Below are 24,208 nucleotides of genomic sequence, written 5' to 3'. Positions count from 1 at the left end.
CACGGCCGCCTGAAAAGACCACGGCGTACGGCGCAGGGGAAACGCTGCGAAGTACGCCGTTTTTTTCTCATCTCCCGACACGCGAGGAACGCGTCATGTCTTGGTTCGATATCGGCAACACGCTGGTCACGATCCCCTTGGGCGAAGGCGGCTACGCCATGTCCTGGATCGAGGCCGTCGGCACCCTGTTCGGCTTGCTCTGCATCTGGCTCGCCAGCCAGGAGAAGACCATCAACTACCTGTTCGGCCTGATCAACGTCAGCCTGTTCGCCGTCATCTTCTTCCAGATCCAGCTCTACGGCATGCTGCTGCTGCAGCTCTTCTTCTTCTGCGCCAACGTCTACGGCTGGTACGCCTGGTCGCGTCCGGCCAATGATCAGGGCGATCGCCTGGCGATCCGCTGGCTGCCGCGCCAAAAGCTGATCGTCACCGCCGCCATCTCGGCGGTCGCCATCGCGCTGCTCACCTGCTTCATCGACCCGGTGTTCGCCGCCCTGGCCAATGCCGCGGTTGCCACGCTGAACGCCCTGGGCGCCAACCTGAGCCTGCCCGAGCCCAAGCCCGATGCCTTCCCCTTCTGGGACGCCACCATGACCGTGCTTTCCGTCGTCGCCCAGATCCTGATGACGCGAAAATACGTCGAGAACTGGATCCTGTGGGTCGTCGTCAATCTCATCAGCGTCGGCGTTTACGCTGCCCAAGGGGTCTACGCGATGTCGCTCGAATACTTGATCCTGCTCTTCATCGCCGCCAACGGCACCCGGCTGTGGATGATCGCCGCGCGTCGCGCTCAGTGCGGGGCGCTGGCATGAGCCTGCTGCCTCATCTGCAGTGCCGCCCGGAGCAGATCGCCGAACGCGTCGTCGTCTGTGGCGATCCGGCCCGGGTCGAGCGCGTGGCCCAGCAACTGGAAGACGTCGTGCCGCTCGGGCAGAACCGCGAGTTTCGCCTGATCAACGGCCACTTCAATGGCCAAGCGATCACCGTCTGCAGCACCGGCATCGGTGCGCCCTCGGCCGTCATCGCGCTTGAGGAACTGGTGCAGGGCGGCGTCCGCCAGCTGATCCGGGTCGGCTCGACCGGCAGCCTGCAGCCGCAGGTGGGGCTCGGTGATCTGGTGGTTGTGGAGGGCGCGGTGCGCGACGATGGCGCCTCGCTCGCCTACCTGCCGGCGGGTTATCCGGCCTGCGCCGACCTCGCGTTGCAGCACGGGCTGCTCGACGCGATCCGTCGTGCCGGTCATCCGTTGCATCACGGGCTGATCCGCTCGCACGACGCCTTTTATCGCGACGACGAAGACGCGGTCTGCGCACTCTGGCATCGGCGCGGCATCCTCGCCGCCGACATGGAGAGCGGCGCGCTGCTCGCCGTCGGGCGCTATCGCGGTGTTCGCGTCGCTGCGGTCCTTTGCAATGTGGTGGCCTGGCAGCAGGGCGTACAGGAGGGCGTCGCCGACTACGCCGCGGCCGAGCCTCAGATGCTGGCCGGGGTCGGCGAGCACGTCGCCATCCGCGCCGCCTTGAGCGCATTGACGCGCTGACGCATCGATCTCGGCGGCCAGTCAAGGCAAAGTAGAAATATCCGGTGGACGGTAGAACTCCGAACCGAGCGTCGTCACGGTGTTGCCGTCAAATACGGCTGAAAGAAGGGCTAACGTGCTCGATGCTCGGGGACGCCGTGAATCCGAGCGGAAAAAGCTCAATCAAGCGTCGAGCTGCAAGTGGCAAATAACCATTCTCTCTGAAGGTCACAACCAGGCGTCGGCACATGTGGGCATCTGAAACGGGGACTTCTTTCAGCCTTGAATGACTCGAGTCTGATTCGAGGTGGAGGCGCGAGATAAAGCTGAGCAAGCCCGTTTCAGCAATGAGTATCGGCAGCATCATCAGGGTTGTGGTCTCGACCTGAACCTTGGGGCGTGGCAGATGGAATCTGTCAAACGTATGGTCCAGCCAATCTCTCGTAGGCGCACCCGGCGCCTGAAGGGCCCAAGGATAGAGGCTAAGATCCTCCAGTGTCGGCTTTGGGTTGCGAAAAATTTCGTGGTTTCTTGACGCGGCGACCACGATCATATCCTCCGCCAGCGTCTGGCTGACCAAGCCTTCTTCGGCTGCGCTTTCTGTTCCAACCATCAGATCAAGATCGCCACTTCGAAGTTGCTTCCTCAGCGACTCAGACAGCCCGACAACGGTTCGTAATGTCACGTCATGGGTTTCGGCAAGCAATCGGCGGACTGCCTGCGGTAACAGAAACTGTGCGGCGGTCGGAACAATGCCGATTCGAATGTAACCAGAAACGCCGCCCCTCAACTCCCTGATCTCGCGCTCGGCGTCTTCAACCTGTGTGCGCATGCTGCGCGCCCATCTAAGCAGCACTTTTCCTGCTGCAGTCAGACGGATGCCGCGTCCAGATTTTTCGAACAGTGGTGCGCCACAGGCGTCCTCCAGTCGTCGTATACAACCCGTCAGCGCCGGTTGCGTGCGATGCAGGATATTGGCTGCCCGACCGACATGTTCAAGCTCCGCAATCGTCTCGAAGTAACGGAGGTCTCGCAAGTCGACCGCAAAAGTCATGGCGATTGATTTCAAAAAACTAATGATTGGAGTTTATGTTTTGTGATGGGAATAATCAATCTCGACGCAAGCATCACTGTGATGCCTGCCTTCACCAGCAATGATCCGACACCAGCCGCTGGAGCTTTGGATCAGATGAAATCTGTCACGGCATTCGATGAAACCGTCGGAGTGCGCTCCGACTCTTTTGGAGGGAACACACATGAGCACGGCATTCCCGACGCCTGATGTCATCCGCGATTTTGAGCGTGTCAGTCCGGAAATCGTTGAAAAGGCATCAACATTCGCGTCCTCGATTCTTGCAGACGTCGCCGGTCGCCGCGGCGCCCTTCACGGGCGAATCTCGCCGCTGTCGCCATCGATGAAATTTGCCGGGCCTGCGCTCACCGTGGAGGTTCGCCCAGGCGACAATCTGATGATTCATGCGGCATTGGCCATTGCCAAGCCGGGCGATGTGATTGTCGTCGATGGCAAGGGAGATCTGAGCAGCGCTCTGATGGGGGAAATCATGTCACAGCAATGTGTCGCGCTTGGCGTTGCCGCTGTCGTCATTGACGGCGCGGTGCGGGACAGCGAGGCGATCTGTGAACTCGGCTTTCCTATGTTTGCGGCTGGACTCAACCCGAACGGCCCGACAAAGTCCGTCGCAGGCCGGTTAAATCACCCGATATCGATTGGCGGAGTCAGTGTCAATCCAGGCGATTTGGTCGTCGGCGACGCGGATGGCGTAACCGTGATCGAACGCGAGAAAGCCGCGGCAATGCTACCTCTTGCGGCACAAAAAGTTGCTGCCGAGACGAAGCGGATTACCGAAATCAAGAGCCGTCAGGCATTGGCCCCCGCCTGGCTGAACGGCGCTTTGCGTGCCGCCGGCGTCATCAAGGAAGGAGAAACACTGTGACCAACCGCCCCGTGATCCTTGTCACTGCGGCGGATCTGGCGCCTCAGGCCCTGGCGTTACTTAATGACTTCGAAATCGTTTATGCCGGAAAGACACCGACTGAGGACGATATTGTCGCGCTGTGCAAGCAGCATGATCCGGTGGCGATTATCGTGCGTTACAGCAAGGTCGGAGCGGCAGCGATGGATGCGGCCCCCAGCTTGAAAGTCATTTCAAAACATGGCAGCGGTACGGACACCATCGACAAGGTTGCAGCCAAACAGCGAGGGATTGAAGTCGTCGCGGCCGTTGGAGCGAATGCCGCGGCGGTAGCGGAACAGGCGATGGCACTGCTATTGGCGTGCGCAAAGTCAGTGGTTGCTCTGAATGCGCGCATGCACGCCGGCTTTTGGGACAAAGCGACACACAAGAGCATTGAGCTCGAGGGGCGGGTCATCGGTGTGATCGGACTGGGTGCGATCGGCCTCCGCTTTGCAAAGATGGCCGATTCGATGGGAATGCGCGTGCTTGGATTTGACCCGTTTGTCGAGCAGCTGCCGCCATACATCCAGCGTGCTGAGCTGGAAGTGATCTGGCGCGAGTCCGACGCGATTTCGCTGCACTGTCCGCTGACGGACGACAATCGCAAGCTGCTGAACTCACAAACGCTCGCGGCGTGCAAGGAAGGAGTAATTATCGTCAACACCGCCCGCGGGGGGCTGATTGACGAGGAGGCTTTCCTTGATGCAATACGATCAGGAAAAGTGTCCAGTGCCGGACTCGACAGCTTCGCCGTCGAACCGATGACTGTCCCGCATCCGTTTCATGGCGAGCCCAACATCACCTTAAGCCCCCACATCGGCGGCGTGACCGCCGATGCCTACGTCAAGATGGGCTTGGCAGCGGCGCGAAATGCGCTGTTGGTCATCGAAAAACAGCGCGGAGGCTGAAGTTAAAGATCGCTGAACTCAGAATTCGAATCAATCACTGACATCTATCATTGCCAAGGAAAAAACGATTGGACGTGATGGATTTGCGCCTTGACTATGACTCACAGGTCAAGCTTAGCCACCGTAAAGTAGCCCGTCTCTTAGAATCAGGAGGGTCAAGATGTCCAACACGACAAAACGCTTAGCACTGTCAGTTCTGCTTTCTACCTTGGCAATCGCTTCGGGCAGTTCGATTGCTCAGACTGACTATCCCAACAAGCCGATTCGACTGATTGTTCCATTTCCTGCCGGTGGCGGTACCGATATCTACGCAAGATTGATTGCCAACAAACTGACCGAACGCCTCAAATGGGTCGTCGTCGTCGATAACAAACCCGGTGCAGGTGGGAATATCGGCGTCGATGCCGCAGCCAAGTCGCCTCCAGACGGCTACACGATCGTTATCGGCCAAACCAGCAATCTGACCATCAGTCCAACGCTGTACAAGAAATTACCTTATGACCCGCAGAAGGACTTGACACCGATTGTCCTAGTGGCCGATTCGGCATTGGCGTTGGTCGTGCCTGCAGAATCGCCGTACAAGACGGTCAAGGAAATTGTCTCGGCCGCCAAGCAAAAGCCCGAAGACATCAGCCTGGGCTTCCCTGGCAATGGTACGGTGGCTCACCTGACCAGCGTGATGTTTCAAAGCGCGTCAGGCGCAAAATTCCAGAACGTTCCGTATAAAGGTGCCGCTCAGGCACTCACTGATCTGATGGGAAGCAGTATCCAATCCTACATGGCTTCGGCAACCACCGTGATCGGGCACGTCAAGGGAGGAAAGCTGCGGGCGCTTGCAGTGACCGGAAAGAATCGCATCGAATCGCTGCAAGGCGTACCGACGATTGAAGAGTCTGGCTACCCAGGATTTGATGCCGTGACGTGGTTTGGGCTTCTCGCACCGGCCGGCACTCCGGCTGCAGTCGTTGAGCGCATAAATACTGAAGTGAACAAGATTCTTGTTCTTCCCGAGGTAAAGGAAAAGATCGCTGCTGAAGGTGGTGGGGCCATTGGTGGGACGCCTCAGGAATTTGCACGTTTGCTGACCACTGAAACCCCGAAATGGGCCAGGCTGGTCAAGGAGTCAGGGGCCAAAATCGACTAATCCAAGTCAGGTGTAATAGGTATTGATTTCCTGGAATGGAGCCGCAGCCGATGTTTGACGCACGATTTCGCCAAATGGATGAACGAGGAGGTATCCCAAATGCCAGTGTCGCCCGCGGCATCGATCTGGCAGCGGAATGAAATCTGCGTTAGCCGGATCTCACCAGAACAAGGCTGATTACAGCCAGCCAAGGAGGTAACAGTGTCAGCGTTAATCAAGAGTCCGAAAGATTTTTGGACCGGAGTGATGTTCCTGAGCTTTGGTGGAATTGCCTTTGCGATTTCGCGCGATTATGCCTTCGGCTCTGCGGGGCGTATGGGGCCAGGTTATTTTCCCTCGGTATTGTCGTGCTTGCTCATGAGTTTCGGGGCCCTGACTCTGCTACGTGGCGTGCGCCAGCACGGTGCCGCCCTTGGCGCTTTTGCCTGGAAGCAAGCTGCCATCGTGCTGCTCTCGATTGTCGCTTTTGGTTTCCTGCTGCCACGTGCCGGGCTGATCATCGGGCTGTTCGTGCTCATTTTCGGAAGCGCGAGCGCCAGCGCTCATTTCCGCTTCGAGTGGCGCGCCACATTACTCGCGCTGGGGCTGCTCGCTTTCTGCGTGCTTGTCTTCGTCAAGGGACTCGGTTTGCCGATGCCCTTGCTCGGCACCTGGTTCGGCGCATAAGGAGACCGGGGCATGGAATTCTTTCCCAATCTCCTGCTTGGTTTTCAGACGGCCGGAAGCGTTGCCAACCTCGCGTATTGCCTTGTCGGCGTCGCGCTCGGCACAGCCATAGGCGTATTGCCTGGACTTGGCCCGGCTGCGACCATCGCCATGCTGCTGCCGATTACTTTTGGATTGGAGCCCGTCTCTTCTCTGATCATGCTCGCAGGCATCTTCTACGGCGCGCAGTACGGCGGATCGACCACGGCCATCCTGGTCAATCTTCCGGGTGAGTCTTCCTCTGTCATCACAGCCCTTGACGGCCACGCGATGGCCAAGAGAGGCCAAGCCGGGAAAGCGTTGGCAACCGCTGCGCTGGGATCCTTCTTCGCCGGCACCGTAACAACCTTGCTGATCGCGCTGTTCTCGCCACCACTAACCGAAATGGCGCTTAAGTTCGGCCCCGCGGAGTATTTCTCGTTGATGGTTCTCGGCCTCGTAGCGTCAGTTGTACTGGCCAACGGCTCCCTACTGCACGCCTTCGGCATGATCATTCTTGGTCTCCTGCTCGGGATGATTGGCACCGACGTTAATTCCGGGGTGGCGCGCTTTAGTTTCGACGTTCCAGAACTCACAGACGGGATCAGCTTTGTCGTGGTTGCAATGGGAGTATTCGGCATCGGGGAAATCATCGGCAACCTGCAAAATGAAGCTGAGCGGAGCGTGATGGTCAAGAAAGTAACCGGTTTGATGCTCGACAAGGAGGATTACAAAGCCATTGCCGCACCGGTCCTCCGCGGCACCCTGCTCGGCTCAATTCTTGGTGTTCTGCCTGGTGGCGGCGCAATGCTTTCATCCTTTGCTGCCTACGCACTGGAAAAGAAAATTTCGAAGAATGCCGCCAATTTTGGCCAAGGCGCGATCGAAGGCGTAGCGGCCCCGGAATCAGCCAACAACGCAGGGGCACAAGCTTCATTCATTCCGATGCTGACGCTTGGCATCCCTGGCAACACCGTTATGGCACTGATGATCGGGGCAATGATCATGCAGGGCATTCAGCCCGGACCGACGGTAATGACCGAACAACCCGCCTTGTTCTGGGGCATCATCGTTTCGATGTGGATCGGCAATGTGTTTCTTGTTGTTCTCAATCTGCCGCTGATCGGACTGTGGGTAAAGATGATCTCGGTACCGTACCACCTGCTTTTCCCTGCGATCATCGTTTTTTGCGCGATCGGTGTTTTCAGCATGGCCAACACCACGTTCGACGTGTACTTCATGGCCGTATTCGGTTTGCTCGGCTACCTCTTTCGTAAGCTCGGGTGCGAACCCGCGCCGATGATGCTCGGCTTCATCCTGGGACCGATGATGGAGGAATTTCTACGGCGCGCGTTATTGTTGACCAAAGGCGATCCTTCCGTTTTCATCCGCCGTCCGATCAGTGCCACGATGTTGCTCATCGCGGTCTTGGCCATGATCTCCGTCATCCTCCCGGCATTGAGAAAGAAACGTGAAGAGGCTTTCGCTGAGGAGGATTGAGGGCACACCAGAGCGTTGGAGGCGAAGTGTAGCTGCGGCGGGTCCAACGTCAGTCTTTGCACGACATCTCAGCGGATATTTCTAAACTCGACGCTGCAATCGACCGACTTCCCGCCGGCTTTGCCAGCGGGCGTGTCCCTGCTACGCTTTCGCCTTCCTCAGGAGGAGGCCATGCAGCGCACGCCCTATTCCAATCAGCGCTTCGGTGAGCGGCTCGCTCGCCTGCAACCCCGTTTCGATGCCGTACTGGCCGCCTGTCGGCTGCACACCCGCCGCTTCATGCCCGGAGAGCTGATGCTCGTCCAGGGGGAGCCGCTCAACGAGCTGCTGCTGGTGCCGCAGGGGCGCATCGCCTTCCACGCCGGCGTCGCCTCCGGGCGATTGTTCCAGCTCGGCGAGGTGGAGTGCCACGACCAGTTGCTGGGCGAAATGGAGTTGTTCGGCAGCAACCCCATCCAGTGGAGCGTCGTGGCGCGCAGCGAGATCGAGGCCGAGGTCATCGATGCCGAGCGGCTGTGCGCCGCCCTGGAGCTCGAACCCGAACTGCTGCTCTTCTTCAGCTGCGCCCTGGCCAGCGATTACGTCGACGCCCTCGAGATCGCCACCAGCCGCTTGTTGCATCCGATTGCCTACAACATTGCCCTCGAACTGTGGCGCGACGATCAGCGCACCCCGATGCTGGGTTCGCGGCAAAGCAGCCTGGAAGCGGCCCGATTCGGTACGATCGAACGCGTGTATCGGCGCGCCGTCGGCGAGCTGATCGAGAAAGGCCTGGTCGAAAAGCGGGGGCACCAGTTGGTCGTGCGCGACCGCGAGCGACTGCGGCACTACCTCAACCTCTGAGCTTCGAGGCCCACGTTGGCCCGTGCGGACGGGTAGTGCCGACCGCGGATCGCGGGTATACTCGACCACGTTTCGGGTTCCCCGGGTGCTTTCCGCGCGCCGGGGTGAAACGGGAAGCCGGTGACGCCCTCTGGGCCATTCCGGCGCAGCCCCCGCTGCTGTGAGCCTGACGACTCCGCACCCATGCCACTGTGCCTTGCGCACGGGAAGGCGCCGGAGAAGGATGATGGCGAGCCAGAAGACCGGCCCGGAACATACGTCGTACCTGTCCACGGGGTGTCCGGAAAGGTTCTGAAGACTCGTCGCATGCCTTGCCGACGGCCCTTCTCCCGAATTCCATGCGCTTCCTGCACGACAGGCACGTTGGTCATGTCTCGCTGTGGGAGAGAACGATGCACATCATGGAGGGCTTTCTGCCCGTTGAACACGCCGTCGGCTGGTCTTTGGCCGCGGCACCTTTCGTGGCCTACGGGCTGCGTTCCGTCAACAGACACCTGCGGGAGAACCCCGAGCAGCGCATGCTGCTCGGCGTCGCGACCGCGTTTTCCTTCGTCCTTTCGGCGCTCAAGCTGCCGTCGGTGACCGGCAGTTGCTCGCATCCGACCGGCACCGGCCTCGGCGCGCTGATGTTCGGTCCGGCGGCGATGGCGCCGATCGGCGCCGTGGTTCTGCTCTTCCAGGCGCTGCTCCTGGCGCACGGCGGGCTGACGACGCTCGGCGCCAACGTCTTCTCGATGGCCGTCGTCGGGCCCTTCGTCGCTTACGCGGTGTTCCAGATGCTGCGTCGGATGAAGGCCGGCTTCTCGCTCTCGGTCTTCGCCGCCGCGGCGCTCGCTGACCTGGCGACCTACCTCACCACCGCCTTCCAGCTGGCGCTGGCCTTCCCCGACCCGGCGGGTGGCTTTGCCGCTTCATTCGCCAAGTTCGCCGGCATTTTCGGTCTGACCCAGGTGCCGCTGGCGATCAGCGAAGGCCTGCTCACGGTGTTGGTGATCAACGCCGTGCTGCGCTTCAACCCCGCCGAAATGCGCGCCCTGCTGGGCGCCGGAAAGGACGAGGTGCGCGCATGACCTCCCGTCAAAATCTGCTGATCCTGCTTGCGGTGATCGTCCTTGCCGTCGCGCCCTTGTGGATCGTCGACACGCCGGAGCCTGACGCGCAAGGCAACACGCCGGAAATCTTCCTCGGCGCCGACGACAAGGCCAAGAACGCCATTGGCGAGATCTCGCCCGACTACGCGCCGTGGTTCGAACCGCTGTTCGAGCCGCCGAGCGGCGAGATCGCCTCGCTGCTCTTCGCCCTCCAGGCCGCGCTCGGCGCCGGTTTCCTCGGCTACTACATCGGGGCGGCCCGGGCGCGCGAAAAACTGCGCCGCGAGCTGGGCGTCGATGCGCAGGCCTTGGTGTCAGCCCCGGCCCCAGCCGCATCGTCCGGACCGGCGCGCGCGTGCTGATCGAAGAGGCAGCGCAGCGCAACCGCTGGCGCGGCGTCTGCCCGCAAGCCAAGGCACTGTTTGCCGCCGCCGGCCTCATCGCCGCCTACCTGGCGGCGACGCCCGCGGCCGCGCTGGCCGTGGCCGGCGTCTGTGCGGCCACCACGCTGGCCGGCGCGCGCGTGCCGGCGGGGCTCTACCTGCGCGTTCTCGCCGCACCGCTGGCATTCCTCGCACTCAGCGCATTGTCGCTGGCGCTGGCCTTCGATGCGCAGACGCTGAGCGTCTCGTTTGCACCCTACGGCCTTGCCTCGGCGGCGACCGTCTCGGCACGTGCGCTGGCCGCCGTCGGGGCCTTGCTCTTCCTTGCGTTGTGTACCCCGCTCGCCGACCTTGTTGCCGCGTTGCGCCGGCTGCGCGTTCCCGAAACCCTGCTTGAGATGATAGTCGTCGGCTACCGCATGCTTTTCGTCTTCGCCGAGGCGCGGCGCGACATTGCCGCCGCACAGGCGGCGCGCCTCGGCTACGCTTCGCCGCGGCACGCCTGGCGCGCGCTCGGGGTCCTGCTCGGGGCGCTGGCGGTCGAGGTCTGGCGCCGGGCCGCCGAACTCGAATCCGCCGCGCGGGCGCGTTGCGGCGACGGGCGGCTGCGTGTCCTGGCGCGCGCCTGGCCGCGGGCCGAGCAGGAAGTGCGCGTCGCAGCCCTGGCCGCCGCCGCGCTGCTCGCGGGCGTCGCCGCACACCGTTGGGGGCTTTGACGATGGCCGTGCCCCTGCTCGAACTCGACACCGTGCGCTTTGCCTATCCCGACGGCAGTGTCGGCCTCGACGGCTGCACGCTGGCGGTGCGGCGTGGCGCGCGCGAGGTGCTGATCGGGGCCAACGGCGCCGGCAAAACGACCCTTTTCCAACTGGCCAACGGTCTTCTGCGTCCGCAGGCCGGCCACGTACGTTACGCCGGCCAGACGCTCGATTACGGGCGCGCCGGGCTGCGCGAACTGCGCGGCAAAGTCGGGCTGGTGTTCCAGAACCCGGACCGGCAGCTTTTTTCGGCTAGTGTGTACGAAGACGTCTCTTTCGGCCCCCTCAATCTGGGCCTCGACGAGGCGACCGTTCGCGCGCGCGTTGCCGCCGCGCTCGACGCCGTTGGCATGGCCGCGTGCGCCGATAAATGCGTGCATCACCTGAGCTTCGGGCAGAAAAAACGGGTCTGCATCGCCGGCGTGCTGGCGATGGAGCCCGAACTGCTGCTGCTCGATGAACCGCTGGCCGGCCTCGACCACGCCATGCGCGAGGACTTGCTGGCCGTGCTCGATCGGCTCAATGCGCGTGGGGTGACCCTGCTTGTCGCCACCCACGACGTCGATTTCGCCTACCGCTGGGCCGAGCGGGTCCATCTCCTGGCCGCCGGGCGCGGCGTCGCCTCGCTCGACGCGGCGCAACTGCCCGAGGCCGAAGCGGCGCTGGCCGCCGCAGGCGTGCCGGTTCCGGCCGTGGCGCGCCTCGCCGCCGTGCTCGCGGCGCGCGGGCTGTTGCCCCCGCAGGCGTGTCCGCGCTCGCAGGCCCAATTACTGTCCTTGCTGGCGGAGGCGCCGGCCGCCTGTTCACCGAAGGAGTTCCTGATGATCCCTTGTTCGTACACGGAGGCGGTCGATGCCGGGTAAGGTGTGGTTCGTCGGCGCCGGCCCCGGCGATCCCGAGTTGCTCACACTCAAGGGGCGGCGCCTGCTCGGCGAAGCCGGGGCGGTGCTCTACGCCGGTTCGCTGGTCGACCGGGCGGCGGCCGAGTTTGCGCCGCCGGGCAGCGTCATCCGCGATTCGAAGGACATGACGCTGGAGGACATGACCGCCTGGCTGATCGAGCAGAGCGCCCGCCATGCCAGCGTCGTTCGCCTGCAAACCGGCGACCCTGGCCTCTATGGCGCGTTGATCGAGATGACGCGCCCGCTCACCGCCGCCGGGATCGAATGGGGCGTGGTGCCCGGCGTCTCCTCGGCGATGGCCTCGATGGCCGCGGCTGGCGAGACGCTGACCCTGCCCGAAGTGACGCAGACGGTGATCCTGACCCGCGTCGCCGGGCGCACGCCGATGCCGCCGGGCGAAGACCTGGCGGCGCTCGCCGCGCACCGCTGCACGCTTTGCATCTACCTCTCGATCACCCTGCTGCACGAGGTACAGGACGGGCTGCGCGCCGCCGGCTGGCCAGAGGACGCACCGATCCTGGTGGTGCAGAAGGCGAGCTGGCCGGGCGAGGAAAAGATCGTTCGCGGCACGCTCGCCGACATCAAGAAAAAATGCCAGGCCGAGAAGATCGGCAGCCAGGCGATGATCGTCGCCAGCCCGACTTTAGGTGCCGCCGACTGGGTCGAACTGGCGCGTTCAAAACTGTACGATCCGGCGTTCAGCCACCGTTTCCGCCGGGCCACGGAATCAGGAGTCTCCCATGATTGAACTGCATCCCACCGCCGCAGCCACGGTTCTCCTCGTTGGCCACGGTTCGCGCAAGCGCGAGGGCAACGCCGAGATCGAGGCCTTCGCCGAACTCTGGCGCGTGCGCCATCCCGACTGGCGCATCCTCGTCTGTTTCATCGAGTACGCCGACGTCCTGCTTGCCGACGGTCTCGAACGCGCCGCCCAGGGCGCCCGCCGGGTCGTCGTCGTGCCCTTCATCCTCAACGCCGCCGGGCACGTCAAGATGGAAATCCCGGCAGCGCTCGAGCACGCCCGCGCCGAGCATCCCGAGGTCGAGTTCGTCCTCGCCCGTCACTTGGGCATGGGGCGCGATGTCGGCACCGTGCTGCAGGCGCGCCTCGACGGCTTGATGCGCGAACTGGCCGTGCCCGACCCGCAAACGACCGGCGTGATCCTGCTCGGGCGCGGCTCGTCGGACGCCGGCGCCAATGGCGAGCTGGCCAAGATGGCGCGCTGGATCTACGAGGACAACGAACACGAGCTCGTCGACCTCGCCTTCACCGGAGTCACCTGGCCGCGCCTCGAAAGCGTGGTCCAGCGTCAGGCCAAGCTGGGGATGACGCAGGTCTGCATCGTCCCGGTTTACCTGTTCACCGGGGTGCTGATCGAACGCATCGAGGCCCAGGTCGAACGCCTGCGCGGCCAGTATCCGCACATCGCGTTCGCGCTGGCCGAGTACTTCGGTTTCGATGCCGGCATCTTCCACATCCTCGATACGCGCGTCGCCGATGCCCTGGCCGGCACAGCCGCCGCCGGCCTGCTCGAATGCGACGGCTGCAAGTACCGCGAACTCGCCGAAGCCGAACACCTGCACGACCACAGCCACACTGCAGGCGGCTGTGCACACGGGCATGCGCACGGTAACGGTCACGCCCACGCTCATGCCCATTGCCACCACGCCTAGGACGCGATGAACGCCAACACCGTCACCGAACAGCTCACCGCCGCCGGGCGGGCGATCGAGCACGATTCCTTCGCCATCATCGACGCCGAGGCCGGGCCGCACGACTACACGCCCGAGCAGTGGCCGCTGGTGCGGCGGATGATCCACGCCAACGCCGACTTCGAGTTCAACGGCCTCACTGCCTTTCATTCCGACGCCATGCAGGCGGGCCTGGCCGCCGTGCTTCGCGGCAACACGCCGGTGGTCGCCGATGTCGAAATGATCTGCGTCGGCCTGTCGCGTCCGCGTCTGGCGCACTTCGGCATGCACACCCACCACTACATCTCCGACCCGGACGTCATCGAACGCGCGCACGCCGAAGAAACCACACGCGCCGTGCAGGCGATGCGCAAAGCCTGGCGCGAGGGCACGCTCGAAGGCGCCATCGTCGGGATCGGCAACGCGCCGACCGCGCTCTACGAAGTGATCCGCCTGATCCGCGAAGAAGGTGTCCGCCCGGCGCTGGTCGTCGCCATGCCGGTGGGCTTCGTCTCGGCGGCCGAGTCGAAGGCCGAGATGATGCAGGTTACCGAGGTGCCCTGGATCGCCATCCGCGGCCGCAAAGGCGGTTCGACCCTGGTCGTCGCCGCGATCCACGCCCTGCTGGGGTTGGCCGAAGCGCAGCAGCGCGGGTGAGGCGCCAGCATGCGTGCGGACGCGGTGGAGGCATGAAGGCATGAGCGGCGAATCCAAGGTCCGCAAGGGCGACGGCCGGCGTGCGCGCGGCAACCGCACGGGTTTTACCACCGGCGCCTGCGCCGCGGCGGCGGCCAAGGCGGCGGCGCTCGGGCTGCTCGCCGGCGAGGTGCCGGCCGAAGTGGCCTGCCGCCTGCCCAACGGCCAGACGGTGAGCTTCGCCGTCGTCGACGGCCGCGTCGCCGAGGACGGCAGCGCGCACGCGGTGATCATCAAGGACGCCGGCGACGATCCGGACGCCACGCACGGCGCCCACCTCACCGCCGACGTGCGCCTGCTGCCGCACCGCGCGGGCGAGATCGTGCTCAAGGGTGGGCCCGGCGTCGGCACGGTGACCAAGGAAGGGCTGGGGTTGGAAGTCGGCGGTCCGGCGATCAACCCGGTGCCGCGCCGCAACATCGCCGACAACGTGCGCGAGGCCGCCTGCGAACTGCTGGCGCATGATGGCCTGGAGGTGACGATCGCGGTCCCCGGTGGCGAGGAGATGGCGAAGAAGACGCTCAACGCCCGCCTCGGCATCCTCGGCGGCATCTCCATCCTCGGCACCACCGGCATTGTCCGTCCGTACTCGACCGCCGCCTTCCGCGCCAGCGTCGTTCAGGCCGTCGACGTCGCCGCCCGGCAGGGGCAGACGAGTGTGGTGTTCACCACCGGCGGACGGACCGAGAAATTCGCCATGCGCAGCCTGCCCGAGTTGGGCGAAGCCTGCTTCGTGCAGATGGGCGACTTCGTCAAGGCGGCCTTCTCCAGCGCGATCAAGCGCAAAATGACGCGGGTGTATGTCGGCGCGATGGTCGGCAAGCTGACCAAGATGGGCCAGGGATTGACGGTGACGCATGCCTGGAAGGCCGAGATCGACCGCGACCTGCTCGCCGCGGCGGCGGATGCGGTCGGGGCGCCGCGCGATCTCGTCGAAGAGATCCGCGCCGCCGAGACCGCCCGTTTTGCCGCTGAACGTTTGGCGGCGCTGGGGCTGACCGTCGACTTCCACCGCGAACTCGCCCGGCGCGCGATCCGCAGCCTGAAAGGGCAATACCCGGGCCATTACCGCCTGGCGGTGCTGGTCTGCGATTTTGAAGGGCAGTTCATCTGCCGCGTCGATGAAGAGGAGGTGTTGTGAAGGGATCGATCCACATTGTCGGCATTCTCGACGACGGCTGGGCCGGACTGTCCGACGCGGCACGCCGCGTGCTCTCCGGGGCGGCGCTGGTGATCGGCGCGCAGCGCACGCTCGATCTGGTGCGCACGCAGCTGCCGCAGGCCGAACTGCGCGCCCAGGACGGCGCGCTCGTCGAGTTGCCGGCGTGGATCGCCGCGGCGCGTGCGGCCGGCGACACGGTCGCCGTGCTGGCGACTGGCGATCCGCTCTGCCACGGCATCGCCAGCTTTCTGCTCGGCAAGTTCGAAGCCACGGAGGTCGAGGTGCTGCCGGCGCCGTCGACGCTGCAACTGGCGTTTGCCCGCTGGCGCAAGCCTTGGCAGGACGTGACGATCGCCTCGTGTCACGGCAAGGATGCCGGCGAATGGCAGGTCGGTGCCACGCCCGAGCACGGGCTTTATCCTTTGTTGCGTGCCATTGCCCGCCAGCGGCGGGTGTTCGCCTTTACCGGCCCGGAGAACGGCCCGGCGCGGATTGCGCGGGCGCTCGTCATCGCCGGTTACGCCGACGACACCCGGATCTCGGTCGCCTGCCGGCTGTGCCTGCCCGACGAAGCGATCTTCCGCGACCTTACCCCGGCCGAGGCCGCGGCCATGGATTTTGCCGCGCCCAGCGTGCTGCTGATCGAACGACTCGAACGCCTCGAGTGCCACGAACGCGCGCTCGAGGCGCGGGCGCCGTGTTTCGGCTTCGAGGATCGCGAGTACCTCCAGCGCACCCCCGAGAAAGGGCTGATCACCAAGCAGGAAGCGCGCGCGCTGTCGCTCGCCAAGTTGCGCCTCGCGCCCGACGCGGTGGTCTGGGACATCGGCGCCGGCTCGGGCTCGGTCGGGCTCGAATGCGCGCGCCTCGCGCCACTGGGGCATGTCTTCGCGATCGAGAAGAACGCCGAGGACGCGGCCAATGCCTGGGCCAACGCGCTGCGCCTGCGGGCCGGCAACTACACCCTGGTCGAGGGCAAGGCGCCGGCGCACCTCGACACCTGGCCGGACCCCGATGCGGTGTTCATCGGCGGCTCGGGCGGCGAGCTGGCGGCGCTGATCGAACTCGTTCTCGCCCGCCTCAAACCCGGCGGCCGGCTGGTGATGAACTTCGTCACCCTGGAGAACCTGGCCACCGCCACGGCGGCGCTCAAGGCCGCCGGCGCGACCTGGGACGTGGTGCAACTGCAGGCCAGCCGCAGCCAGCCCATCCTCGACATGCATCGAATGGCGGCGCAGAACCCGGTGTGGGTGGTGACTGCCTTCGCCGCAGTCGAAGGAGGGTGCGAATGAGCAGGCTCGAAAGCGACCGCTTGCGGCTACGGCAATGGCAGGCGGCGGATTTGCCCGCCTTTGCCGAGATGGGGGCCGATCCGGTCGTGATGGAGCACTTCCCCGCGCGGCTTGATCGAGAGCGCAGCGATGCGCTGGCCTTGCGTTTTAAGGCCATGATCGACGACCGCGGTTGGGGTGTTTGGGCGCTGGAGCGTAAGGCCGGTGGAGAATTCATCGGTTTCGTCGGTTTGAACATTCCGAGCGACGAGTTGCCGTTTTCGCCCTGTGTCGAGATCGCCTGGCGCCTGGCACAAGGATATTGGCATCAAGGTTATGCCAGTGAAGCGGCGCGGGTCGCATTACGCTTCGGTTTCGTCGAGCTGGATCTGGAGGAAATCGTTGCCTTCACGAGCCTCGGAAATCTGCGTTCGCAGGCGGTGATGGCGCGCCTCGGGATGCGCCGGAGCCCGGAGAACTTTCAACACCCGGCCTTGCCGGAAGGCCACCCTTTGCGCGAACACTGCCTTTACCGCCTCGCCCGGGGCGAGTGGCGGGCTTTTCCCTCACGCTGAACCCGTTTATCGGATCGATTTCATGACGGAACAAAAAAAATACGGAAAACTGATCGGCGCCTCGCTCGGCCCCGGCGATCCCGAACTCATTACCCGCCGCGCCTGGGCCACGCTCCAGTCGGGCGCGCGTTGGCTCTACCCGGTGAAGAAGGCCGAGGAGTCGTCCTATGCGCTGTCCATCGTCGAACGCGGCGGACTGCCCGCGCCGGCCGACGCCGTGGCGCTTGTCTTCCCGATGACGCGCGATCCGGAAATTCTCGCCAAGGCCTGGCTGCGTGCGGCGCAGCAGACCGTCGTGCTGCTCGCCGAAGGGCGCGATCTCGTCTTCCTGGTCGAGGGCGACGCCTCGACCTTCGCCACCTTCCGCCATCTGGCGCGCGTCGTTTGCGAGCTGGCGCCCGGGGTCGTCGTCGAGACCATTCCCGGCGTCTCGTCCTTCGCCGCAGCGGCGGCGAGCGCCGAACTGTCGCTGGCCGAAGAGGACGAAACGCTGGCCATCGTTCCGGCGGCCTATGGCACGACGGTCATCGATCATCTGCTCGACGAGTTCGACACCCTGGTGCTGCTCAAGGTCAAACCGCTGCTCGATGACGTCCTCGATCTGCTCGAGCGGCGCGGCCTGCTGGCGACGAGCTGCTTCATCGAGAAGGTCGGCGCGCCCGAGGAACGCATCGTGCGCGACGTCGCCACGCTGCGCGGGGAAAAAGTGAACTACCTCTCGCTGCTCCTGGTGCAGAACCCCAAGCGCGCGCGCGGCGAGCTGCGCCGCGGCTGCCGGCGGCGTCAGGCCGCGGCGGCGGAAAAGGAGGGCGGCGCATGCGTGAACGCCTGAAAGCCATTCGCGACGCCGCGGCGCCGCTCGCCCAGGCCAGCCGGGAAGCGGCCGAGCGGCCGGTGCCCGGCCTCGTGGCCTCGCTGCGCGCCTGGCGCGGTCAGAGCGAGGCGCCGACGCCGGCGCGGCGCGGCATCGCGGTGGTGGCGATCACCCGGCACGGCATCGCGCTGGCCGGGCGCGTCGTCGCCGCGCTGCCCGGGGCGCAGCTCTACTGCCCGGAGAAATTCAAGGCCGAAGCCGAGGCCGCCGCGCCCGGCGCTGCGCACACTTACGTCGGCAAGGTCGGCGACCAGGTGCCGGCACTGTTCGCGGCCTTCGACGGCATCGTCGCCATCGTCTCGCTCGGTGCGCTGGTGCGCCTGATCGCGCCGCACCTGAAGGGCAAGGAGGTCGATCCCGGCGTGGTGGTCCTCGACGAGGCCGGGCGCTTCGCCATTCCAGTTCTTTCGGGCCACCTCGGCGGCGCCAACGCGCTCGCCGGCCACCTCGCCGTGGCGCTCGGCGCGACGCCGGTACTCACTACCGCCTCGGACGCGCGCGAGACGATCGCCGTCGACCTGCTCGGGCGCGAACTGGGCTGGCGTTTCGAGGCCACGCATGCCGAGCTCGTGCATTGCAGCGCGGCGATGGTCAACGACGAGCCGGTGGCGCTGGTGCAGGAAACCGGCAACCCGGCGTGGTGGGCCGGCCACGCCAACGGGCGCAGCGGCCCGCTGCCGGGCAACGTGACGCTGTTTACACGGCTCGAAGAAGTGCCGCTCGAGCGCTTCGCGGCGGTGCTGTGGATTGCCGAGCGCGAGATGCCGGGTGAATTGGCGGCGGCGCTGGCGGGGCGCTGCGTGGTGTATCGGGTGGGGGGATGAGTCTGAGCCTGCCTCGACTGCTGTTTTCCGCCGCTGACCGGCGGCTTCCTTTCTTTGCTGCGCCAAAGAAAGGAAGCAAAGAAAGGCGCCCCCCGCGCTCGCGCCGGGCCTGCGGCCCGGTCCCCTGCGCGGCTCGCCCGGCCGGGCGGCTGGCTAAACTCGCCTGCGGCTCGGACAACGCCAGCCGACGGACCCCGCCCGGGCTGCGCTGCTCGGCGCTTGCGAGGGGGAGTTGGGCGCTCCGTCGCTGGCTTGGTCATGAGGTTCGGGCATGAAACCCATTCGCCTCGCGCTGGGCCTCGGCTGCGACCGTGGCACGCCGGCCGCGACGATTCGCCAGGCCATCGACGAAGCGCTGGCGCGGGCCGGCGCGACGCTGGCCGACGTCGAAGCCGTTGCCTCGATCGACCTCAAGGCCGACGAGGCCGGGCTGCTCGAAGTCGCCCGCGCGTGCGGCTGGACGCTACGTTTTTACGCTGCCGCCGAGCTGGCGCAGGTGACGGTGCCCAACCCCTCCGAAACCGTGCGCAAACACACCGGCACCCCCTCGGTGTCGGAGGCCGCGGCGCTGCTCGCGGCCGGGACCGACCTCTCGCACCTCCTCATTGAAAAACATCGGCTGCGCGGCCCGGACGGCCGCAACGCCACCGTCTCCATCGCCAGGATGCCCTCATGAATGCACCCGCCACGCCGGTCAAAGCCGGCAAGATCCTGCTCGTCGGCCTCGGCCCGGGCAGCCACGACCACTTGACCGACCGCGCCCGCGCGGCGATCGCCGAGGCCGACACGGTGATCGGCTACGTCACCTACATCCGCCTTGTCGCCGAGCTGCTGGACGGCAAGGAGGTGATCAAGAAGTCGATGACCGAGGAGCTTGACCGCGCCATCGAAGCCTACGCCCGCGCCCGCGAGGGCAAGACGGTGGCGCTGATTTCCTCGGGCGATGCCGGCGTCTACGGGATGGCCGGACCGACCTTCGAAGTCCTCTTTCAGGCCGGGTGGACGCCGGAGTCGGAGATCGCGGTCGAGATCGTCCCCGGCGCCTCGGCGATCAACACCTGCGCCGCGCTGGTCGGCGCGCCGCTGACCCACGATTTTTGTGCCATCTCGCTCTCCGACCTGCTCACCCCGTGGCCGACCATCGCCCGCCGGCTCGACGCGGTGGCCTACGCCGACTTCGTCGTCGCCCTCTACAACCCCAAGAGCGGGCGCCGCACCCGGCAGGTGCTCGAAGCGCAGCGCATCTTCCTGCGCCACCGCGATCCACAGACGCCGGTCGCGGTCGTCAAGTCGGCGTTCCGGCCCAAGCAGCGGATCGAATTCACCACCCTGGAAAAGATGGGCGAAGCCGAGATCGGGATGCTGTCGACGGTGCTGATCGGCAACTCCAACACCTATGTGCGCGACGGGCTGATGATCACCCCGCGCGGTTACGCCAACAAATACGCGGTCGAAGACGGTGAGCGCAACACGCGCCTTGGCGAGCAGGCCGGGCGTTCGCTGTCGACGGGCCTGACGGGCTGGCTCGAGGACGTGCGCACGCGCCACGCCGCCGGGTTGTCGCTGGCCGAAATCGCCCGCCGCGACCGGCTGCCCGAGGATTACGTTGCCGCCGTGCTGGCTGAGAGCGCCGATACGGAGAGTGACGTCGTCATGGATTCTGAATGCGAGTAGAATAGATCTTGAATTCGGGACGGTCCGGTGTCCCCTGCTTGAGTTGTACCGGACAGCAACGACAGGTGCCCCAGGCGTCGTCCAGACGCCGGGGTGAAACGGGAACGGGGTGCGCGGTTCAATCGACCGCAATGCCCCGGCTGCCCCCGCAACGGTAAGCGAGTGCGGGTGCATCACGGCGTTTCCGCCCGGAAACGCCAGCCACTGAAGTCCGTCCGTGCGCAGCAGTTTGCACGGCGGTATCGGGAAGGCGATGCACCAAGACTTGCGAGCCCGGAGACCGGCCTGTCGTCGGTGCCGCCGCGCGTGCGCGACGGCGATTGCAATGGCCTGTCTGCGGGGATGCGGAGGGCGGCAAGCGGCGATCATTCCTTGGTCACATGCCTGTCGTTCCGTGGCGGACGGCCTGACGAAGGAGCGGTTCGCATGTCGTTTCCCATTTCTCCTGTTCCGGTAGACTCGCGCCTCGGAACGGCGCCATCGTCGCCCGCCGTGGGGCGCCGCGCTCAGCGTGCCGCGCCGCGAGTGTCCGAGCGTTCTTCACTGTCCTGGCCCGATTCGCCGGCCGCTTTTGCGCCGCGCCCTGTTCAACCGGCCACGCGGCGCGAAGCGGGCTGGCATGGCCCGCTTTCGCCTGAGGCGCAAGCCCGTCTCTACCTCGAAATCCTCGAAGAATCCGATTACGCCGAGCGCTTGGCGCCGGTGGTCGGCGGCGATCATCGCGACGTGCTCGACATCGGCGCCGGCAATGGCGCCCTGAGCCGTCGTTGCCTGGCCCGTCCGGCACGCTGGCTGGCGGTCGAGCCGAACGTGGCGATGGGCGAGGCGCTGGCCCGACTGCGGCCGCAACTGGCACGCGACGGGGTCGATTTGGCGCACCTGGCGACGACCTGGCAGGGACTGCCGGAGTCCTTTTGTGCCGAAAGCGTCTTCGCCTTCAATCTCGGTGCGACGCACCACGAAGCCGGCGCGCTCTTTGACGACCTCGTCGAGCGCTGCCGGCACGAGATGGTCTGGGTGGTGCCCGCGCAGTACGGCCCGTCGACCTTCTGCCTGGCCGGCTTCCTGCCGCCTGAATTGCACGGCGCCGACACCGGGCCGGCGTTCGAACGCACCCTGGCCGCCCTGGCGCGCGAACAGCAGCCACAGGCGATTGATTTCGTCGACTGGCAGTGCCGCCTGACGTTCAAGTCCCGTGAATTGGTCGTCCGGCATTTTCTTGAGCGCCTCGAACTGGCGTCCGACAGTGCCCACGGCCGGGCCGTCGCCGACTACCTCGACTACCGCCTGGGGCCGGGCGGCGAGGAAGCCCGTATCGTCTGCGCCAAGCGCAGCGCAGTGCTCCGCTGGAGGTTCTGAACCTTGGCCCGCTGCGCCATTTCCCTTTTCGCCTCGTCGCGCTGCGTCACGCTTACCCCATGAGCGTTCCGCCGTCTTTCTCCCCCCATGGCGAATGATGTCACCCCGGGCGGCGAGGCTTTTTTCTTCTCATTTCAAGGCTAACTTCCATGCATTCCGAATTTTCTCCCCCGCCTTTCCCTCGCTCAGCGGCCTGGTGCTCCCTGGTCGTGTTCAGCCTCTTTCCCGCCACCTTGCGGGCTGAAAACGAAGCGCCTCGATTGCCCAGCGTCGAGGTGAGCGCGGCGCGCGTCGTCAGCACCGCGACCCGGCTCGACGAGGATCCGCTGCGCCTGCCGTTCTCCACCGCAGTGGTGACGCGCGAGGAGATGGACAACAGCGGCGCGCGCACGCTCGAAGAGGCGCTGCGCAGCGTTCCCGGCCTGCAGCACGGCACCCAGGGCAATTACTACACGCGCTTCGAGACGCGGGGCCTGCGCGACACGCAGGACGTCCTGGTGCTGATCGACGGCGTGCCTTTGCGCCTGCTCCAAGGCAATGCCGACGTCACCCTGATCGCACCCGATCTGGTCGAGCGCATCGAGTTCGTCAAGGGGCCGGCGTCGGCCTTGTACGGGCGCAATGCCATCGGTGGCGTGGCCCAATTCTTCATGCGACCGGAGAAGGAAGGGGCGACCGTCACCGCCACCGCCGGCAGCTTCGGGCGGCTCGACGGCAGCTACCGGCAGCGTTTCGACTACGCGCGCGGCAACGTCTTCATCGGCCTTGCCCATGCCGAGAACGACGGTTTCCAGAAAAATACCGAGCGCCGCCAGCCGGCCACCGTGCTGGGCATCGACCATGCGATGAGTTCAGATTGGACGACCGGCCTGCAGATCTACGACACCCAGGTGCGCGCCGAGCGCGGCTCGATCGTGCCGCTCAAGGACGGCAAGCCGATGTACGGGATCAGCGCACGCGACAATTATGCGATTCCCGGCGTGCAAATCGACGGCGATTACCAGTCCGTGGCCTGGAAGAACGAGCTGCGCCTGGCTCAGGGGTGGTCGCTGCGTCATCTCACCAGCTTTGCGTGCTACGACCGCCTGTTCATGGGCGGCGTGACCATCGTCCCCGGACCGACGGCGGTGAGCAAGGGGTATTCCGAGACCGACACTTCCGACCGTGGCGTCTTCCACGATCTTGCCCTGACCCACCGGCATGAAGGTAAGGGTTGGAGCAATACGCTGCAGTTCGGCATCAATCTTGAACACGCCTGGCAGGATCAGGTGTCGCCGACCTTCCGTAATGCGCCGACCTATCGCGGGCCGGACTACAACACGCCGGTCAGCAACAAGAACAACGACCCGCGCGGTGTGCGCGGCCCGGCGGTGGCCTCGCGCTTCGACCAGGAGGTGCGCAGCTTCTATCTGCAGGACCGGCTCGAAATCGGCGATCTCGGCCTCGTCGCCGGAATTCGCCACGACGCCTTCGAACAGCGTCTGACGCGCTCGAACACGAACGCCGAATCACGCCAAGAAGACAGCCGCACCAGCCCGCGCTTCGGCGCCGACTGGATCTACGCCCGGCGCGGCGACAGCGCGCACTCGACCTTCTTCAACTGGAGCGAGGGTTTCCGGCCCCAGGCGGTGGCGCTCAATACGCGCAACAACGTGGTGGTGCCCGACCTGCTGCGCCCGGAGCGGACGCGCAGTCTCGAAATCGGGGTGAAGGGCGAAGGACCGGAACAGCGCTGGACCTATCAGGTGAGCGCCTTCCGGGCCGACAAGCTCGACGGTCAGCGTTCCTTCCGCAATGGGCCGGACAGCTTCATCTTCAGCAACGCCACTTCGCGCACCCAGGGGGTCGAATCGCTGTTAGGGTGGCGCTTGGGCGAGCATTGGCGCGGCTACGCGCACTACACGCGCCAGGACGCCAAGCTGCGCGACTTTCAGACCTACGATAACGCCGGCAAACCGACGCAGAACTACGGTGGCAACCGGGTGCGCATGTCGGCGCGCAACATCGCCGGGCTGGGCGCGACCTATGCCTACGGACGCTGGGTGTGGACGACTTCGGCCAACTACGTCGGCAGCCGCTATCTGCGCGACAACGTTGCCCATTCGCAGAAGCTGCCGAGCTACACCTTGCTCAACACCGCGCTCAGCTATCAGGTGTCGTCGATGCTGAGCGTGCAGGCCGGGGTCAATAACCTGACCGACGAGTACTACATCGGCGACGACATGTCCTCGCAGGAAGCCGGCAACGCCGGGGCGCCGCGCAGCGTGTTCGTGCGCGTGCGCTTGAGCCTGTGAAGCTGCTGCGGCGTCGCGTCTTTGCTGGCCTCGCGGTCGGCGTTTGCGCCGGTGCGGCCGCTGCGCTCCGGCCGGGAACG

25 protein-coding genes and 2 riboswitches are annotated in these 24,208 nt (G+C 65.3%); of the genes, 24 read left to right on the top strand and 1 reads right to left on the bottom strand.

Annotation, left to right across the window (positions count from 1 at the left end):
- Positions 1–95 precede the first annotated feature (95 nt).
- Positions 96–812: a nicotinamide riboside transporter PnuC gene (gene pnuC / locus QMB55_RS02010; RefSeq protein WP_497586992.1), complete on the top strand. Its 717-nt coding sequence runs from the start codon at positions 96–98 to the stop codon at positions 810–812.
- Complete coding sequence (locus QMB55_RS02005) at positions 809–1,540, top strand: nucleoside phosphorylase (RefSeq protein WP_497586991.1); 732 nt, start codon at positions 809–811, stop codon at positions 1,538–1,540. The genes pnuC and QMB55_RS02005 overlap by 4 nt, the downstream gene beginning before the upstream one ends.
- Before the next feature lie 88 nt (positions 1,541–1,628).
- Here QMB55_RS02005 and QMB55_RS02000 read toward each other — a convergent pair whose 3' ends face one another.
- A complete protein-coding gene (locus QMB55_RS02000; protein WP_497586990.1) occupies positions 1,629–2,573 on the bottom strand; it encodes a LysR substrate-binding domain-containing protein in 945 nt (314 codons plus the stop codon).
- A 202-nt stretch (positions 2,574–2,775) separates the two neighbouring features.
- On the opposite strand from QMB55_RS02000, the gene QMB55_RS01995 reads away from it, so the two are divergent.
- From QMB55_RS01995 to QMB55_RS01890, 22 genes are all read left to right on the top strand, one after another.
- The gene (locus QMB55_RS01995; protein ID WP_497586989.1) at positions 2,776–3,474 is read left to right on the top strand and encodes an RraA family protein; all 699 of its coding nucleotides are present in this window, start codon (positions 2,776–2,778) and stop codon (positions 3,472–3,474) included.
- A complete protein-coding gene (locus tag QMB55_RS01990; protein WP_497586988.1) occupies positions 3,471–4,403 on the top strand; it encodes an NAD(P)-dependent oxidoreductase in 933 nt (310 codons plus the stop codon). The genes QMB55_RS01995 and QMB55_RS01990 overlap by 4 nt, the downstream gene beginning before the upstream one ends.
- 160 nt (positions 4,404–4,563) lie before the next feature.
- Positions 4,564–5,547 carry a Bug family tripartite tricarboxylate transporter substrate binding protein gene (locus QMB55_RS01985; RefSeq protein ID WP_497586987.1) on the top strand — a complete coding sequence of 328 codons (984 nt, stop codon included), beginning with the start codon at positions 4,564–4,566 and terminating at the stop codon, positions 5,545–5,547.
- A 201-nt stretch (positions 5,548–5,748) separates the two neighbouring features.
- Positions 5,749–6,213 carry a tripartite tricarboxylate transporter TctB family protein gene (locus QMB55_RS01980; RefSeq protein ID WP_497586986.1) on the top strand — a complete coding sequence of 155 codons (465 nt, stop codon included), beginning with the start codon at positions 5,749–5,751 and terminating at the stop codon, positions 6,211–6,213.
- 12 nt (positions 6,214–6,225) lie between these two features.
- The gene (locus QMB55_RS01975) at positions 6,226–7,731 is read left to right on the top strand and encodes a tripartite tricarboxylate transporter permease (RefSeq protein ID WP_497586985.1); all 1,506 of its coding nucleotides are present in this window, start codon (positions 6,226–6,228) and stop codon (positions 7,729–7,731) included.
- A gap of 171 nt (positions 7,732–7,902) precedes the next feature.
- Positions 7,903–8,574 carry a Crp/Fnr family transcriptional regulator gene (locus tag QMB55_RS01970; RefSeq protein WP_497586984.1) on the top strand — a complete coding sequence of 224 codons (672 nt, stop codon included), beginning with the start codon at positions 7,903–7,905 and terminating at the stop codon, positions 8,572–8,574.
- Positions 8,575–8,631: 57 nt separating this feature from the next.
- Positions 8,632–8,839, top strand: a riboswitch (cobalamin riboswitch).
- Between the two features lie 127 nt (positions 8,840–8,966).
- Entirely contained in the window at positions 8,967–9,644 is a 678-nt protein-coding gene (locus QMB55_RS01965) for an energy-coupling factor ABC transporter permease (RefSeq protein WP_497586983.1), read from the top strand.
- Positions 9,641–10,027 (top strand): energy-coupling factor ABC transporter substrate-binding protein, encoded by a 387-nt coding sequence (locus QMB55_RS01960; RefSeq protein WP_497586982.1) that lies wholly within the window; start codon positions 9,641–9,643, stop codon positions 10,025–10,027. Before QMB55_RS01965 ends, QMB55_RS01960 begins: the two co-directional genes overlap by 4 nt.
- Positions 10,021–10,764, top strand: coding sequence for a cobalt ECF transporter T component CbiQ (cbiQ, locus tag QMB55_RS01955; RefSeq protein WP_497586981.1), 744 nt, complete (start codon positions 10,021–10,023; stop codon positions 10,762–10,764). The genes QMB55_RS01960 and cbiQ overlap by 7 nt, the downstream gene beginning before the upstream one ends.
- Before the next feature lie 2 nt (positions 10,765–10,766).
- Positions 10,767–11,669 carry an energy-coupling factor ABC transporter ATP-binding protein gene (locus QMB55_RS01950; protein WP_497586980.1) on the top strand — a complete coding sequence of 301 codons (903 nt, stop codon included), beginning with the start codon at positions 10,767–10,769 and terminating at the stop codon, positions 11,667–11,669.
- Entirely contained in the window at positions 11,659–12,456 is a 798-nt protein-coding gene (cobM, locus tag QMB55_RS01945) for a precorrin-4 C(11)-methyltransferase (protein WP_497586979.1), read from the top strand. The genes QMB55_RS01950 and cobM overlap by 11 nt, the downstream gene beginning before the upstream one ends.
- Entirely contained in the window at positions 12,449–13,381 is a 933-nt protein-coding gene (locus QMB55_RS01940) for a sirohydrochlorin chelatase (RefSeq protein WP_497586978.1), read from the top strand. Before cobM ends, QMB55_RS01940 begins: the two co-directional genes overlap by 8 nt.
- 6 nt (positions 13,382–13,387) lie before the next feature.
- The gene (locus QMB55_RS01935) at positions 13,388–14,056 is read left to right on the top strand and encodes a precorrin-8X methylmutase (RefSeq protein WP_497586977.1); all 669 of its coding nucleotides are present in this window, start codon (positions 13,388–13,390) and stop codon (positions 14,054–14,056) included.
- A 40-nt stretch (positions 14,057–14,096) separates the two neighbouring features.
- Positions 14,097–15,236: a cobalt-precorrin-5B (C(1))-methyltransferase gene (locus tag QMB55_RS01930; RefSeq protein WP_497586976.1), complete on the top strand. Its 1,140-nt coding sequence runs from the start codon at positions 14,097–14,099 to the stop codon at positions 15,234–15,236.
- Entirely contained in the window at positions 15,233–16,549 is a 1,317-nt protein-coding gene (cbiE, locus tag QMB55_RS01925; protein ID WP_497586975.1) for a precorrin-6y C5,15-methyltransferase (decarboxylating) subunit CbiE, read from the top strand. The genes QMB55_RS01930 and cbiE overlap by 4 nt, the downstream gene beginning before the upstream one ends.
- Positions 16,546–17,103, top strand: a complete 558-nt coding sequence (locus QMB55_RS01920) for a GNAT family N-acetyltransferase (protein WP_497586974.1) — start codon at positions 16,546–16,548, stop codon at positions 17,101–17,103. The genes cbiE and QMB55_RS01920 overlap by 4 nt, the downstream gene beginning before the upstream one ends.
- A gap of 22 nt (positions 17,104–17,125) precedes the next feature.
- Entirely contained in the window at positions 17,126–17,935 is an 810-nt protein-coding gene (gene cobI / locus QMB55_RS01915; protein WP_497586973.1) for a precorrin-2 C(20)-methyltransferase, read from the top strand.
- Positions 17,920–18,801, top strand: a complete 882-nt coding sequence (locus QMB55_RS01910) for a cobalamin biosynthesis central domain-containing protein (RefSeq protein WP_497586972.1) — start codon at positions 17,920–17,922, stop codon at positions 18,799–18,801. The genes cobI and QMB55_RS01910 overlap by 16 nt, the downstream gene beginning before the upstream one ends.
- A gap of 271 nt (positions 18,802–19,072) precedes the next feature.
- The gene (locus QMB55_RS01905) at positions 19,073–19,477 is read left to right on the top strand and encodes a cobalamin biosynthesis protein (protein ID WP_497586971.1); all 405 of its coding nucleotides are present in this window, start codon (positions 19,073–19,075) and stop codon (positions 19,475–19,477) included.
- On the top strand, positions 19,474–20,475 hold the full coding sequence (cobJ, locus tag QMB55_RS01900; RefSeq protein ID WP_497586970.1) for a precorrin-3B C(17)-methyltransferase: 1,002 nt from the start codon (positions 19,474–19,476) through the stop codon (positions 20,473–20,475). Before QMB55_RS01905 ends, cobJ begins: the two co-directional genes overlap by 4 nt.
- 46 nt (positions 20,476–20,521) lie before the next feature.
- A riboswitch (cobalamin riboswitch) is annotated at positions 20,522–20,778 on the top strand.
- 222 nt (positions 20,779–21,000) lie between these two features.
- Entirely contained in the window at positions 21,001–21,834 is an 834-nt protein-coding gene (locus tag QMB55_RS01895; RefSeq protein ID WP_497586969.1) for a class I SAM-dependent methyltransferase, read from the top strand.
- A 209-nt stretch (positions 21,835–22,043) separates the two neighbouring features.
- Entirely contained in the window at positions 22,044–24,128 is a 2,085-nt protein-coding gene (locus QMB55_RS01890) for a TonB-dependent receptor (RefSeq protein WP_497586968.1), read from the top strand.
- Positions 24,129–24,208: the final 80 nt, after the last annotated feature.

Source organism: Propionivibrio sp. (assembly GCF_041441355.1).
Taxonomy (GTDB): Bacteria; Pseudomonadota; Gammaproteobacteria; order Burkholderiales; family Rhodocyclaceae; genus Propionivibrio.
The sequence above is the reverse complement of the archived record's forward strand: the minus strand, read 5'-3'. Positions and strand labels throughout refer to the sequence as shown.

What these genes read in the sequence shown, in the direction of transcription:
- QMB55_RS01905 (WP_497586971.1), top strand. Translation starts at nt 19,073, where the DNA reads ATGAAACCCATTCGCCTCGCGCTGGGCCTCGGCTGCGACCGTGGCACG.
- QMB55_RS01965 (WP_497586983.1), top strand. Translation starts at nt 8,967, where the DNA reads ATGCACATCATGGAGGGCTTTCTGCCCGTTGAACACGCCGTCGGCTGG.
- QMB55_RS01975 (WP_497586985.1), top strand. Translation starts at nt 6,226, where the DNA reads ATGGAATTCTTTCCCAATCTCCTGCTTGGTTTTCAGACGGCCGGAAGC.
- QMB55_RS01995 (WP_497586989.1), top strand. Translation starts at nt 2,776, where the DNA reads ATGAGCACGGCATTCCCGACGCCTGATGTCATCCGCGATTTTGAGCGT.
- cobJ (WP_497586970.1), top strand. Translation starts at nt 19,474, where the DNA reads ATGAATGCACCCGCCACGCCGGTCAAAGCCGGCAAGATCCTGCTCGTC.
- cobM (WP_497586979.1), top strand. Translation starts at nt 11,659, where the DNA reads ATGCCGGGTAAGGTGTGGTTCGTCGGCGCCGGCCCCGGCGATCCCGAG.
- QMB55_RS01920 (WP_497586974.1), top strand. Translation starts at nt 16,546, where the DNA reads ATGAGCAGGCTCGAAAGCGACCGCTTGCGGCTACGGCAATGGCAGGCG.
- QMB55_RS01950 (WP_497586980.1), top strand. Translation starts at nt 10,767, where the DNA reads ATGGCCGTGCCCCTGCTCGAACTCGACACCGTGCGCTTTGCCTATCCC.
- QMB55_RS01970 (WP_497586984.1), top strand. Translation starts at nt 7,903, where the DNA reads ATGCAGCGCACGCCCTATTCCAATCAGCGCTTCGGTGAGCGGCTCGCT.
- QMB55_RS01940 (WP_497586978.1), top strand. Translation starts at nt 12,449, where the DNA reads ATGATTGAACTGCATCCCACCGCCGCAGCCACGGTTCTCCTCGTTGGC.
- QMB55_RS01985 (WP_497586987.1), top strand. Translation starts at nt 4,564, where the DNA reads ATGTCCAACACGACAAAACGCTTAGCACTGTCAGTTCTGCTTTCTACC.
- QMB55_RS01935 (WP_497586977.1), top strand. Translation starts at nt 13,388, where the DNA reads ATGAACGCCAACACCGTCACCGAACAGCTCACCGCCGCCGGGCGGGCG.
- QMB55_RS02000 (WP_497586990.1), bottom strand. Translation starts at nt 2,573, where the DNA reads ATGACTTTTGCGGTCGACTTGCGAGACCTCCGTTACTTCGAGACGATT.
- QMB55_RS01910 (WP_497586972.1), top strand. Translation starts at nt 17,920, where the DNA reads ATGCGTGAACGCCTGAAAGCCATTCGCGACGCCGCGGCGCCGCTCGCC.
- cobI (WP_497586973.1), top strand. Translation starts at nt 17,126, where the DNA reads ATGACGGAACAAAAAAAATACGGAAAACTGATCGGCGCCTCGCTCGGC.
- QMB55_RS01960 (WP_497586982.1), top strand. Translation starts at nt 9,641, where the DNA reads ATGACCTCCCGTCAAAATCTGCTGATCCTGCTTGCGGTGATCGTCCTT.
- QMB55_RS02005 (WP_497586991.1), top strand. Translation starts at nt 809, where the DNA reads ATGAGCCTGCTGCCTCATCTGCAGTGCCGCCCGGAGCAGATCGCCGAA.
- pnuC (WP_497586992.1), top strand. Translation starts at nt 96, where the DNA reads ATGTCTTGGTTCGATATCGGCAACACGCTGGTCACGATCCCCTTGGGC.
- QMB55_RS01930 (WP_497586976.1), top strand. Translation starts at nt 14,097, where the DNA reads ATGAGCGGCGAATCCAAGGTCCGCAAGGGCGACGGCCGGCGTGCGCGC.